12 protein-coding genes are annotated in these 13166 nt (G+C 74.0%); 5 read left to right on the forward strand and 7 right to left on the reverse strand.

Annotated features, from left to right (window positions below; translation table 11 throughout):
• Positions 1-25: 25 nt before the first annotated feature.
• Both FE634_RS14875 and ilvD read right to left on the reverse strand, forming a co-directional pair.
• The gene (locus tag FE634_RS14875) at positions 26-1021 is read right to left on the reverse strand and encodes a hypothetical protein (RefSeq protein WP_138876315.1); all 996 of its coding nucleotides are present in this window, start codon (positions 1019-1021) and stop codon (positions 26-28) included.
• A 23-nt stretch (positions 1022-1044) separates the two neighbouring features.
• Entirely contained in the window at positions 1045-2745 is a 1701-nt protein-coding gene (ilvD, locus tag FE634_RS14880; RefSeq protein ID WP_138876316.1) for a dihydroxy-acid dehydratase, read from the reverse strand.
• Positions 2746-2890: 145 nt separating this feature from the next.
• Between ilvD and FE634_RS14885 the strand changes: the two genes are divergently transcribed.
• The 5 genes from FE634_RS14885 to FE634_RS14905 all read left to right on the forward strand — a co-directional run bounded on the left by FE634_RS14885 (position 2891) and on the right by FE634_RS14905 (position 7762).
• Positions 2891-3745, forward strand: coding sequence for an EamA family transporter (locus FE634_RS14885; protein ID WP_262347441.1), 855 nt, complete (start codon positions 2891-2893; stop codon positions 3743-3745).
• 102 nt (positions 3746-3847) lie between these two features.
• Positions 3848-4075, forward strand: a complete 228-nt coding sequence (locus FE634_RS14890) for a hypothetical protein (RefSeq protein WP_138876317.1) — start codon at positions 3848-3850, stop codon at positions 4073-4075.
• 93 nt (positions 4076-4168) lie between these two features.
• Entirely contained in the window at positions 4169-5104 is a 936-nt protein-coding gene (locus FE634_RS14895) for an alpha/beta fold hydrolase (protein ID WP_138876318.1), read from the forward strand.
• A gap of 4 nt (positions 5105-5108) precedes the next feature.
• The gene (locus tag FE634_RS14900; protein WP_222847587.1) at positions 5109-6308 is read left to right on the forward strand and encodes a PQQ-dependent sugar dehydrogenase; all 1200 of its coding nucleotides are present in this window, start codon (positions 5109-5111) and stop codon (positions 6306-6308) included.
• A 116-nt stretch (positions 6309-6424) separates the two neighbouring features.
• Positions 6425-7762, forward strand: coding sequence for an HAD family hydrolase (locus tag FE634_RS14905; protein WP_138876319.1), 1338 nt, complete (start codon positions 6425-6427; stop codon positions 7760-7762).
• Between the two features lie 51 nt (positions 7763-7813).
• Here FE634_RS14905 and FE634_RS14910 read toward each other — a convergent pair whose 3' ends face one another.
• The 5 genes from FE634_RS14910 to FE634_RS14930 all read right to left on the reverse strand — a co-directional run bounded on the left by FE634_RS14910 (position 7814) and on the right by FE634_RS14930 (position 13140).
• Complete coding sequence (locus FE634_RS14910) at positions 7814-10177, reverse strand: ATP-binding cassette domain-containing protein (protein ID WP_138876320.1); 2364 nt, start codon at positions 10175-10177, stop codon at positions 7814-7816.
• An 85-nt stretch (positions 10178-10262) separates the two neighbouring features.
• Positions 10263-11180, reverse strand: a complete 918-nt coding sequence (locus FE634_RS14915; protein WP_138876321.1) for an AEC family transporter — start codon at positions 11178-11180, stop codon at positions 10263-10265.
• Between the two features lie 144 nt (positions 11181-11324).
• Positions 11325-11729 carry a VOC family protein gene (locus FE634_RS14920; protein ID WP_138876322.1) on the reverse strand — a complete coding sequence of 135 codons (405 nt, stop codon included), beginning with the start codon at positions 11727-11729 and terminating at the stop codon, positions 11325-11327.
• Positions 11726-12349 carry an HAD family hydrolase gene (locus tag FE634_RS14925; RefSeq protein WP_222847588.1) on the reverse strand — a complete coding sequence of 208 codons (624 nt, stop codon included), beginning with the start codon at positions 12347-12349 and terminating at the stop codon, positions 11726-11728. Before FE634_RS14925 ends, FE634_RS14920 begins: the two co-directional genes overlap by 4 nt.
• On the reverse strand, positions 12346-13140 hold the full coding sequence (locus FE634_RS14930) for a 3'(2'),5'-bisphosphate nucleotidase CysQ (RefSeq protein WP_138876323.1): 795 nt from the start codon (positions 13138-13140) through the stop codon (positions 12346-12348). Before FE634_RS14930 ends, FE634_RS14925 begins: the two co-directional genes overlap by 4 nt.
• Positions 13141-13166: the final 26 nt, after the last annotated feature.

A 13166-nucleotide genomic window follows, 5' to 3' on the forward strand; every position in this document is an offset into this window, starting at 1 on the left:
GGGCGGCCCTCGCCGACCGACGCCGCTACTGGAAGCTGACGAACCGCACCTCGGGACGGATGCGGTGCACGGCGGCGGCCGGCATCCGGCGGACGTCCTCGTCGTAGAAGAGCTTGAACCCCATCCGGAACTGCTGCGGGCGCGCGACGTGGCGGTAGGTCGCGAGCTTCTGCCCGGGGGTGCCGAAGCCGTCGACGTGCTGGACCATCGCGAGCCCGGGCCGGGCCCGGACCCGGTCGACGTCGGTGATCATCTCGCGACGGAACTGGTGCAGGACGAAGAGCTTCTCGGGCAGGTCGCGCTCGGCCCGCAGCCGCGCCAGCCAGGCCGCGGTCCGGTCGACCTCGGCACCTCGCACCGACCCGATCACCCGGCCGGGCACCTGCCGCGGGCCCATCCGCCACTCCGGGTCGAGCGCGAGGCCGACCAGGGGGTCGCGCAGCGCCCAGGCCCAGCGGCGGGCCACCTCGGGGAACGTCGACCGGCCCGGCTGGACGTCGAGCAGCAGCAGGGCGCCGTGGCGGCGCGCGGCGCGCAGGTAGCGCTCCACGACGGCCCGCGGGACGTCGTGGCTGTAGTCGCCGTCGGGGCCGGGCACGCCGTCGGCAACGGTGACGATGAGCTCGTAGACCGGCTGGACGGGGCGCCCGGGGCGGGCGAAGGTGCGCGCCTCGCGCAGGAGCCGGCGGTGCATCGTGTCGGGGTCGGACTCGCCGAGCACCCCGAGCGACGCGGTCTGGCCGGTGCCGTAGTAGGCCACCAGCACCCGGCCGCCCGCGAAGATGCCGCGCCCGGGCGGCGGCGTCGCGGGCTCCGGACCATCCGGCGTCGCGGCCGGCGGGCTCGGGACCTCCGACGCCGGCGCACCACCTGCGGGCGGTGCGGGTGCCGCGGGCGCCGGGCCCTCGGATCGAGCCGGGGCGACGTCGTCCTCGGTGAGGCGGACCACCCCGGCGAGCAGCACCAGCACCAGGATCGCCGCGAGGGCGCCGAGGAACCCCCGGCCCTCGCGGGTCAGCACGCTGGTGGTCCTGGCCGGGCCGCTCAGGAGGTGACGGCTCCGTGCGCGGCCGAGGCGACCGTGCGGGCGTACTTGCCGAGCACGCCGCGGGTGTACTTCGGCGGGTTCGGCTCCCACCCGACCTTGCGGGCCTCGAGGTCGTCGGGGTCGATCTCCACCTCGAGGGTCCGGTTGAGGACGTCGAGGGTGATCGGGTCGCCGTCGCGCACGAAGGCGATCGGCCCGCCGTCGACGGCCTCGGGGGCGACGTGCCCGACGCACAGGCCGGTCGTGCCGCCGGAGAACCGGCCGTCGGTGAGGAGCAGCACGTCCTTGCCGAGGCCGGCGCCCTTGATGGCGCCGGTGATGGCGAGCATCTCGCGCATGCCGGGGCCGCCCTTGGGGCCCTCGTAGCGGATGACGACGACGTCGCCGGCGCCGATCCGGCCGTCGGTGAGCGCGTCCATCGCGGCCCGCTCGCCGTCGAAGACCCGGGCGGTGCCGGAGAAGACGGACTCGTCGAAGCCGGCCGACTTGACCACCGCGCCCTCGGGGGCGAGGGAGCCCTTGAGGATGGTCAGCCCGCCGGTGGCGTGGATGGGCCGGTCGAGGCTGCGGATGACGTCGCCGTCGAGCGCCGGCGGGGCGAGGGCCTCGAGGTTCTCGGCCATCGTCCGGCCGGTCACGGTGAGGCAGTCGCCGTGCATCAGGCCGGCGTCGAGGAGGGCCTTCATCACCACCGGGATGCCGCCGATCTTGTCGACGTCGTTCATCACGTAGCGCCCGAACGGCTTGAGGTCGGCCAGGTGCGGCACCTTGTCGCCGACCCGGTTGAAGTCGTCGAGGGTGAGGTCGACCTCGGCCTCGCGGGCCATCGCCAGCAGGTGCAGGACGGCGTTGGTGGACCCACCGAGCGCCATCACGACGGTGATGGCGTTCTCGAAGGCCTCCTTGGTCATGATCTGGCGCGCGGTGATGCCGTGGCGCAGCAGGTTCACGACGGCCTCGCCGGAGCGGTGGGCGAACCCGTCGCGGCGGCGGTCGACGGCCGGCGGCGCGGCCGAGCCGGGCAGCGACATGCCGATCGCCTCGGCCACGGCAGCCATCGTGTTGGCGGTGTACATCCCGCCGCAGGCCCCCTCGCCGGGACAGATCGCCCGCTCGATCCGGTCGACCTCGTCGCGGCTGATCTTGCCGGCCAGGCAGGCACCGACGGCCTCGAAGGCGTCGATGATGGTGACGTCCTTGCCGTCGACCGACCCCGGCATCGTGGAGCCGGCGTAGAGGAAGACCGAGGAGAGGTCGAGGCGCGCGGCGGCCATCATCATCCCGGGCAGCGACTTGTCGCACCCGGCGAGCAGCACCGAGCCGTCGAGGCGCTCGGCCATCATCACGGTCTCGACGGAGTCGGCGATGACCTCGCGGGAGACCAGCGAGAAGTGCATCCCCTCGTGACCCATCGAGATGCCGTCGGACACCGAGATGGTGCCGAACTCGAGCGGGTAGCCGCCGGCGGCGTGCACGCCGTTCTTCACGGCCTTGGCCAGCCGGTCGAGGGAGAGGTTGCAGGGGGTGATCTCGTTCCACGACGAGGCGACGCCGATCTGCGGCTTGACCCAGTCGTCGTCGCCCATGCCGACCGCCCGCAGCATCCCGCGCGCGGCGGCCTTCTCGAGACCGTCGGTGACGTCGCGCGAGCGGGGCTTGATGTCGGGGTGCTGCGGCGGAGCGGGAGCGTCGTCCATGCTCCGAGGATAGGGCGCGGCGCCGGCCGTCGGGCGTCGGGTTCAGGCCTCGAACCACCGGGGGGTCCGCGCCGACCCACCGGTGCGCCGGACCGGGCCGGGGACGCCGTCCGGTGGCGCCCGGGGGCCCTCCTACAGTGTGCGGGTGCCACGACCGTCCCCCATCGTGCTGGTGCTGGTCGGCATCGCCTCGGTGCAGCTCGGCGCGAGCATCGCCAAGTCCCTCTTCGACGAGGTCAGCCCGACCACGATCGTCTGGCTGCGCCTGGCCACCAGCGCGGTGGTGCTCGTCGCGATCGCCCGCCCCCGCCTGCAGCTCCGCTCGCGCGCCGACCTGCTCGCCGTCCTCGGGTACGGCGCCAGCCTGGGCCTGATGAACTGGGCGATCTACCAGTCCTTCCAGCGCATTCCGCTCGGCATCGCGGTCACCGTCGAGTTCATCGGCCCCCTCACCCTCGCGGTGCTCGGCTCGCGCCGGGCGCGGGACCTGGCCTGGGTCGCGCTCGCGGCCGTCGGCGTCGCGCTGCTCGGTGCCGAGCGCGCCGACCTCGACGTCCTCGGGGTGCTCTTCGCGCTGCTGGCCGGGGCGGCCTGGGCCTCCTACATCCTGCTGGCCGGCTCGGTCGGACGCCGCTACGACGGCCTCGACGGGCTCGCCCTCGGCAGCGTCGTGGCCGTGGCGCTGCTGACGCCGTTGCTGCTCACCGACGACGCGACCGACGGCCTGCTCGACCCGCGGATCCTCCTGCTCGGTGCGGCGGTCGGGCTGCTGAGCTCGGTGGTGCCCTACAGCTGCGAGCTCGTCGCGCTGCGCAGCATCCGGCCGGCGGTGTTCGGGATCCTGATGAGCCTCGAGCCGGCCGCGGCCGCCCTGGCCGGCCTGCTGGTGATCGACGAGCGGCTCTCGCCGGTGCAGTGGCTGGCGATCGCCTGCGTCATCGCGGCCAGCGTCGGCGCGACCCGGCAGCGCGGCACCCTGGCCGACCCCGTGCCCGACTGAGGCCGGTCCCGCGCGCGAGGCCGCACCCCACGGACGCAGGGTTCACGCAGATGTCACGTCGAGGTGATGCCCCCGGGGCATCGGCGGCGTAGCGTCGGGTCCATGTCCCACTCCCCCACCGCCGGCAGCCCGTGGCGGGTGCTGGTCCAGATGGTGCGCGACTGGCCGGTCGCCTCCCAGCAGCAGGCCCGCCGCAACGCGATGGTGGCTACCACCTCCTGCGCCCGGCGGCGCGTCGAGCGGCAGGAGGTCGCCGACTTCCTGGCCGCCCGCCCGGCCGACGGCACCGCACCGGCGGAGCAGCGGGCCGGGCACCGGACCGGGCACTGACCTGGCCGGTCCGCCGGCACCGAACCGGGACGAACCGGCTCCGCTGCGGCCGCGCGACGGCGCGCGGCACCGCCGACCGGGCACAATCACCGCATGCCGACCTCCCGCCCGCGCGCCGTCACCCCCGCCACGGGGCCGCGCTCGCTGCAGCTCCGCGACGTGCTCTCCGACGACGGCACCCACCTGCGGGCCTGGACCAACGACCCCGACGGCGCCCTCGCCGAGGCCGGCGCCCCGACCGTCGTGCTGTGCAACGGGCTCGGGACGAACCCGTGGTGCTGGCCGGCGCTGCTCGACCCCGGTTGCGGGGTCCGGGTGGTCTCGTGGAACCACCGCGGGGTCGGCGGGTCCGAGCGCCCGCGCGACCCGAGCCACGTCGAGGTCGAGCACTTCGTCGAGGACGGTCTCTCGGTGATGGACCACTTCGGCGTCGACCGGGCGGTGCTGATGGGGTGGTCGATGGGGGTCAACACGATGTTCGAGATGGCGGTGCGGCAGCCGGAGCGGGTGGCCGGGCTGTTCGCGGTGGCCGGCGTGCCGGGTGACACCTTCGCCACGATGCTCGGTCCGCTGCACGTGCCGCGCGTGGTGGCGCGGGCGGTGACGGTGTCGCTGTCGCGGGCGATGGCGGTCGCCGGCCGGGCGCTCTCCCCGGTGGCGCGGTCGCTGCCGATCGGGCCGCGCGCGATCGCTGTGCTCTCGCACTCGGGCTTCATGCTGCCGGTGCGCGACCCGGAGCTCGCCGCGCTCGGGGTCAAGGAGTTCCTCACCACCCCGCTCGACTGGTACTTCCACCTCGCGCTGAGCACCTCGCGCCACGCCCGGGTGTCGCTGAGCGGCATCGAGGTGCCGGCGTTCTTCGTCGCCGGGCGCTACGACGTCCTCGCCGGCTCGCGCGACATGGCCACCGCGGCAGCGCGGATGCGGGACGCCGAGTACGTCGAGCTGCCGACGTCGCACTTCGTGCAGATGGAGCAGCCCGACCGGGTCCACGCGCTGCTGCGCGACTTCCTCGCGAAGGTCGGCTGACGACGTGCGGGCGAGCGCGACGCCGCTGCTGGCGGCCCTGACCACCGGCGTCCTGGTGCTGGCCGCCTGCGGCGGCGGTGACGACGGGCCCGACGACGCCGCCCCCTCGTCGAGCTCGGCCGCGCCGAGCCCGTCCGGGTCGGTGAGCGACCCCACCGGTGCGCCCACCGGCGACCCGACCGGTGACCCCACCGACGCACCCACCGACACCCCGACCGCCGACCCGCCGTCGGGCCCTCCCCGGGCCGAGGCGATCGTCACCGGCCTCGAGGCGCCCTGGGGTCTCGACTTCTTCGCCGACGGCGACGCCATCCTCACCGAGCGCGACACCCGTCGGGTGCTGCGGGTGACGCCCGAGGGCGAGGTGACCGAGCTCGGCGTCGTCGAGGCGGCCGAGCCGACGGGCGGCGGCGCGGAGGACGGCCTGCTCGGCGTCGCGCTGTCGCCGACGTTCGAGGACGACGCCTTGGTCTACCTCTACCTGACCACCGCCGAGGACAACCGCGTCGTGCGCACCGAGCTGCGCGGCGACCGGCTCGGCGAGGACCTCGAGGTGCTCCTCGACGGCATCCCCAACGGCTTCATCCACGACGGGGGCCGGCTCGAGTTCGGCCCCGACGGCCTGCTCTACGTCTCCACCGGGGAGTCCGGCGAGCCGGCGCTGGCCCAGGACCGCGACTCCCTCGGCGGCAAGGTGCTGCGCCTGACGCCCGACGGCGACCCCGCACCCGGCAACCCGTTCGGCTCGCCGGTCTACTCCTACGGCCACCGCAACGTCCAGGGTCTCGCCTTCGACGACCAGGGCCGGCTGTGGGCCTCGGAGTTCGGCGACCAGGAGTCCGACGAGCTCAACCTGATCCGCCCCGGGGGCAACTACGGCTGGCCGGAGGTCGAGGGCACCGGCGGCGCCCCCGAGTACGTCGACCCGCTGCAGACCTGGGACACCGACGAGGCGTCGCCGTCCGGCCTGGCCCACGCCGACGGCACGCTGTGGATGGCCGCGCTCAAGGGCGAGCGGCTCTGGAGGGTGCGGATCGACGGGCGTCGCGCGGTGGACCCGCAGGCCTTCTTCATCGGCCGCTACGGCCGGATGCGCACCGTCGCGGTCGCCCCGGACGGGGCGCTCTGGGTGACCACGAGCAACCGCGACGGCCGCGGCACGCCGGCGGCCGACGACGACCAGGTCCTCCGGGTCACCCCGTAGCCGGCCCGTGGGTGGCCCGTCGGTGGCCCGTCGGTGGCCCGTCGCCGGCGGGCGTAGCCAGGGCCCGCGCGATGTGGGACGGTCGGAGGACGCTTCACTCTCGGGAGGTACTCCGCATGCGTCGTCCCCGTCCCGGCCTCGTGGTCGCCGGCATCATCGCCGCCGTCCTCGGCGCCACCCTCACCGCCACGCCCGTCGCCGCGGGCACCCCCGACGCGCGGCCAAGCGCCGCAGCCGTCTCCGCGCCCACCGCGGCGCGGTGCCCCGAGCTGCGCCTGGCCGAGCGCTGGTACGGCGACAACGCCCGGCTGATCCAGCGTGTCATCGACCGCCGCGGCCGCTGCTCGTGGCCGGGCGGGAAGGCGCCGGGGCACCGCCCGTACGCGGTCTTCGACTTCGACAACACCCTGATCAAGAACGACATCTCCGACCAGACCATCTTCTGGATGCTCGGCCACGACAAGATCCTCCAGCCGCCGCGCCGCGACTGGCGCGCCACGAGCCGCTACATGACCGACGCCGGCGCCCGCGCCCTGCGCCGGGCCTGCGGCTCCCTGGCCCGGCCGGGCGAGCCGCTCCCGACCCGCACGAACACCCGGTGCGCCGACGAGATCCTCTCGGTCCGCAAGGAGCAGACGACGACCACGGGCGAGGAGGTCTTCGCCGGCTACCACCACCGCCGGATGGAGGCGATGTACGCCTGGGTCGGCCAGGTGCTCCAGGGCTACCGCCCCGCCGAGGTGCGCCGGCTCGCGGCGCGGGCCCGCACCGCCGCCCTGGAGGCACCGATCGGCGCGACCCAGCGGATCGGCTCGACCCGCCAGACCGCGTGGATCCGCTACTACCCCGAGATGAGGGACCTGGTGCGGACGCTGAAGCGCGCCGGGATCGAGCCCTGGATCGTGTCGGCGTCGCCGAAGGAGTTCGCCGACGTGTGGGGCGGCGGCCTCGGCATCGACCGCGCGCACACCATCGGGGTCTCCCAGCTGACCACCCGCGGGCGGCTCAACGGCCACCTCGAGGGCTGCGGCGGCATCCCCGACGGGGCCGACGCGATCATGACCTACGTCGACGGCAAGCGGTGCTTCATCAACAAGCGGGTGCTCGGCATGGAGGGCCCGCGGGCGTTGCGCCCGGCGCGGCGCGCGCTGCGCCCGGTGCTCGCCGGCGGCGACGCGACCACCGACGTCTCCATGGTCAAGGACGCGACCGGCGTGCACGTCGTCCTCAACCGCAACTCCGCGGAGCTGATGTGCGTGGCCTACGACGGCGACGCGACCGGCGACGGGCGCTGGGCGATCAACCCGATGTTCATCCAGCCGCTGCCGCGGCTCGAGGAGCCGTACCCTTGCTCGACCACCGCCGCCCTCGGCCCGCGCGGGCGCGAGCGCCCGGCGCGCCGCGACGACGGCACGGTCATCCCCGACCAGGAGGACACCGTCTTCGCCGGGTGAGACCCGGGACGCCCGCCCGGGCCGACGACGGCGCTCGGCCGGCGACGGCGCTCAGCCGGCTCCGACGTAGGCGGCGAGGTGCTGACCGGTGAGCGTCGAGCCGGCGGCAACCAGGTCGGCCGGGGAGCCCTCGAAGACCACGGTGCCGCCGTCGTGGCCGGCGCCGGGCCCGATGTCGATGATCCAGTCGGCGTGCGCCATCACGGCCTGGTGGTGCTCGATGACCACGACCGACTTGCCGGACTCGACGAGCCGGTCGAGCAGGCGCAGCAGGTTGTCGACGTCGGCGAGGTGCAGGCCGGTGGTCGGCTCGTCGAGCACGTAGACGCCGCCCTTCTCCCCCATCCGCATCGCCAGCTTGAGCCGCTGCCGCTCGCCGCCGGACAGGGTGTTGAGCGGCTGCCCGAGGCGCAGGTAGCCGAGCCCGACGTCGTCCATCCGCTCCAGGATCGAGGCGGCGGCGGGCGTCCTCGCCTCCCCCGCGGCCAGGAAGGCGTGCGCCTCGGCCACCGGCAGGTCGAGCACCTCGGCGATGTTGAGGCCGCCGAGGCGCAGCTCGAGCACGGAGGCCTGGAACCGCTTGCCGCCGCACTCGTCGCACAGCGTCGCGACGGTCTCCATGAAGCCGAGCTCGGTGTAGATCATCCCGTTGCCCTTGCAGCTCTCGCAGGCGCCCTCGGAGTTGGCGCTGAACAGGGCCGGCTTGACGCCGTTGGCCTTGGCGAAGGCCTTGCGGATCGGCTCGAGCAGCCCGGTGTAGGTCGCCGGGTTGCTGCGTCGCGAGCCCTTGATGCCGCTCTGGTCGATGACGACGACCCCGTCGCGGCCGGCGACGGAGCCGTGGATCAACGAGCTCTTGCCCGACCCGGCCACACCGGTGACGACGCACAGGACGCCGAGCGGCACGTCGACGTCGACGTCGCGCAGGTTGTGGGTCGAGGCGCCGCGGACCTCGAGGACCCCGGTGCGCGCGCGGACGTCGTCCTTGAGGGCGGCGCGGTAGCTGAGGTGGCGCCCGGTGAGGGTGTCGGAGGCGCGCAGCCCCTCGACGTCGCCCTCGAAGCAGACCGTGCCGCCGCCGGTGCCGGCGCGCGGGCCGAGGTCGACGACGTGGTCGGCGATCCGGATCGTCTCGGGCTTGTGCTCGACGACGAGCACGGTGTTGCCCTTGTCGCGCAGCTCGAGGAGCAGGTTGTTCATCCGCTCGATGTCGTGCGGGTGCAGCCCGATGGTCGGCTCGTCGAAGACGTAGGTGACGTCGGTGAGGGCCGAGCCGAGGTGGCGGATCATCTTGGTGCGCTGGGCCTCGCCGCCGGACAGGGTGCCGGCGGGCCGGTCGAGGGAGAGGTAGCCGAGCCCGATCTCGACGAAGGAGTCGAACAGGTGCAGGAGGTTCCGCACCAGCGGCGCCACCGACGGGTCGGCGATGGTGCGGGCCCACGTCGCGGCGTCGGTGATCTGCATGGCGCAGACCTCGGCGATGCCCCGGCCGGCCACCCGCGCCGACCGGGCCGCCTCGTTGAGCCGGGTGCCGTCGCAGGCCGAGCACGCCGCGAAGACGGCGGCCCGCTCGACGAAGGCCCGGACGTGCGGCTGGAGGGAGTCGACGTCCTTGCTGAACATCGACTTGCGGATCTTGGGGATCAGGCCCTCGAAGGTGATGTTGATCTTGTCGATCCTGACCTTCTGCGGCTCGCCGTGGAGCAGGGTCTGGCGCTGCTCGGGGGTGAGGTCCGCGATCGGGACGTCGGGCGGCACGACCTCCTTGTAGGGCGCCACCAGCCAGCCGTCGGCGGTGTAGCCCGGCACCAGGATCGCGCCGTCGCCCAGCGACCTGCTCTCGTCGATGATCGCGGTGAGGTCGAGGTCGGAGACGGTGCCGCGACCCTCGCACTGCGCGCACATGCCGCCGAGGTAGACGGCGTCGCGGACGACCTGCTTCTCGCCGGTGGCCGAGGTCATCACGCCGCTGGCGCGGCGAGTGGGCACGTTGAAGGCGAACGCCGTGGGCGGGCCGATGAACGGGTCGCCGACCCGGCTGAAGAGCACCCGCAGCATCGCGTTGGCGTCGGTGGCCGTGCCGACCGTGGAGCGCGCGTTGGCGCCCATCCGCTCCTGGTCGACGAGGATCGCGGTGGTGATGCCCTCGATGTGGTCGACGTCGGGGCGGGCCAGCGAGGGCATGAAGCCCTGCACGAAGGTGCTGTAGGTCTCGTTGATCATCCGCTGCGACTCGGCGGCGATCGTGCCGAAGACCAGGGAGCTCTTGCCGGAGCCCGACACGCCGGTGAACACCGAGAGGCGGCGCTTCGGGATCTCGACGCTGACGTCCCTCAGGTTGTTGACCCGGGAGCCCTGCACCCGGATCAGGTCGTGCTGGTCGGCCGCGTGCTCGCCGGTGGTGTCGTCGCTCATCTGCTCGTCTCCTCCTGGCTCCCGGTCGCGGGACGCGCCACAGGATACGGAGGACCACCGACGGCCACCGGATTCATCGCGTCGCTCAGGCGAGCACGGCGACGATCCCGATCACCACCGGCACGCAGCCCAGGGTGCTGACGAAGATCGCGTCGCGCGCCAGCAGCTCGGCGCGTCCGTAGCGACCGGCGAGCACGAACACGTTCTGCGCCGTCGGCAGCGCCGAGATCACCGCGACCGCGAGCAGGGCGGCGTCGTCGAGGCCGACCAGGAGCCCCACGGCGTACGCCGCCGCCGGCTGGACGAGGAGCTTGAGCCCCGTCGCGAGGGCGAGCTCGCCCGGCGGCACGCCGCGGCCCGGGAGCGGCCCGAGCCGCAGGCTGACGCCGTAGGCCAGCAGCATCGCGGGCACCGCCATCGCGCCGACCAGCGCGAGCGGGTCGTTGACGGCGCCCGGCACCTCGACGCCGCTGAGCGCGACGGCCAGCCCGGTGGCGCTGGCGACGGTGATCGGGTTGGTCAGCGGTCGGCTGAGCACCCGGCCGAGCGAGGGGCGCTCCGGGCTGGCGGCGACGTCCAGGACGGTCAGCGCGAGGGGCTGGAGCACCAGCAGCTGCAGGAGCAGCACCGGTGCGATCAGCGCCGCGTCGCCGAGCGCGTAGGCCGCGATCGGCAGGCCGAGGTTGCCGGCGTTGCAGTAGGAGGAGCACATCGTCGCGATGACGCTGCGCCCGAGCTCCTCGCGGCGCGCGACGGCCACCGTGATCGTCACCGCGCCGGTGACCACGACCCCGCCCACGATGGCGACCAGGTTGCCGGAGAAGACCCGGCCGACGTCGTTGTCCTGCAGCACCGTGAACAGCAGCGCCGGGCTGGCCAGGAAGAACGCCACCGCGCTCAGCGTGCGCTGGCCGGCGTCGTCGACGATCCCGGCGTGCGCCAGCAGCATCCCGAACCCGATGATCACCGCGATCGTCGCGAACCCGGCGAGCACCCCTGTCACGACCCGACCCTACGACCCCACCCCCGCTGACCCGTCAGTGATCAGCGACGGGTCGACGTCCCACCCCCGCTGACCCGTCAGTGATCAGCGACGGGTCGGCGTCAAACCCCGGCTGACCCGTCAGTGATCAGCGACGGGTCGGCGTCAGGGGGTGGCGCGCTCGGCCTCGGAGCGCAGCACGCAGAGCTGGTTGCCCTCGGGGTCGGCGAGGGTGACCCACCCGGTGCCGGGGCCGTGGTTCCCGCGGTGGTCGGCGACCTGGGTGGCGCCGTGGGCGAGCAGCCGGTCGACCTCCTCGTCGCGGGTGCCCGTGCGCGGGACGACGTCGAGGTGGATCCGCTTGCCCGGCAGCTCGGCGCCCTCGGCGACCGGCACCTCGATGAAGAGCACCTGGTGGCCGCTGTCGGGGTCGCGGATCATGCACTCCTCGTGGCCCGGCTCGTTGGGGTCGCCGTCGATGTCGACGTAGCCGAGCACCGGCTTCCACCACTCGGAGAGCGCGTAGGCGTCACGGCAGTCGATGGTCGTGTGGGAGACGAAGGAGGTCACGACCCGACTCTCACACCGTGCTCGGCCAGGCGCGACTCGATTTCGCCGAGCCCCTCCAGGAACGTCCAGTGGACGCCGACCAGCCCGACCGAGCGCGCGCTCTCGACGTTGTCGAGCCGGTCGTCGACGAAGAGCACCTCGCCCGGCTCGGCGCCGATCCGCTCGACGGCCCGCTCGAAGTAGGCCGGCTCCGGCTTGAGCGCCCCGAGCTCCCACGAGTAGCAGGAGACGTCGAACAGGTCGTCGTAGCCGAGCCTCGTGCGCATGTACGCCGCCCGGTGCCGCTCCTGGTTGGTGCCGAGGTGGACGCCGTACCCGGCCCGGCGCAGCCGGTGCACCAGCTCGATCGAGGAGGGCACCAGCTCGATCGAGTGCCACACGGCCGCGTAGACCTCCTCGACCGGGACGTCGACGTCGTAGGCCCGCAGGTGGGCGGTGAGGTGGTCGAGGAAGTCACCCTCGCCGCGCAGGTAGGGCAGCTCGGTGCGCCAGGACTCGCGGACGAACTCCTCGGCGCGGTCGCCGAGCCACGGCCGGAGGCCGTCGAACCACCCTCCGGGGAGGTCCTGGAGGACGCCGTCGGCGTCGAGCAGGACGTGCCGCACCTCGGGGGTGCTCACTCGACCCCGTTGGCCGCGATCCAGGCCAGGATCCGGTCGGCCAGCTCGGGACGGCACACGACCAGGTCGGGCAGGTAGACGTCGTCCTGGTTGTAGCGCAGCGGCGAGCCGTCGATCCGGCTCGTGAACAGGCCGGCGGCGCGGGCCACCGCGACGGGCGCGGCGCTGTCCCACTCGTACTGGCCGCCGGCGTGGACGTAGGCGTCGGTGACGTCGCGGGCCACCGAGAGCACCTTGACGCCCGCCGAGCCCATCGCCACGAGCTGGGCGTCGAGCTCGGCGGCCAGGCCGTGCACGAACTCCGGCGGCCGGCTGCGGGACACCGCGATGCGGGGGCTCGCGCTCGTCGACGGCGGGACGACGGGCGGCCGGCCGGTGTGGAAGGTCTCGCCCAGGGCGGGCTGGCCCACGGCCCCGGCGGTCAGGTCGCCGTCGTCACCGGCCGAGCGCTCCCAGAGCGCGACGTGCACGGCCCAGTCGTCGCGCGGCGGCTCGGAGAACTCGCGGGTGCCGTCGAGCGGGTCGACGATCCACACCCGGTCGGCGCCGAGGCGGACCTTGTCGTCCTTGCCCTCCTCGGACAGCACGGCGTCGCCGGGGCGGTGCTCGGCCAGCAGCTCCATCAGCAGCACGTGCGCGGCCCGGTCGCCGGCGTCCTTGAGCTCGCGGCCCTCCAGGCCCTGGCTGCGGACGTCGAGCAGCCGGCGTCCGGCCTCCTCGGCCAGCCAGGCGGCCAGGACGTGGTCGTCGGTGGCGGCGGCGTCGGGTGCGGTGCTGGGCTCGTAGTTCACGAGCCCAGCGTAGGTGCGGCGGCCAC

The sequence above is a fragment of the Nocardioides sp. S-1144 genome (genome assembly GCF_005954645.2).
Classification (GTDB): domain Bacteria; phylum Actinomycetota; class Actinomycetes; order Propionibacteriales; family Nocardioidaceae; genus Nocardioides; species Nocardioides dongxiaopingii.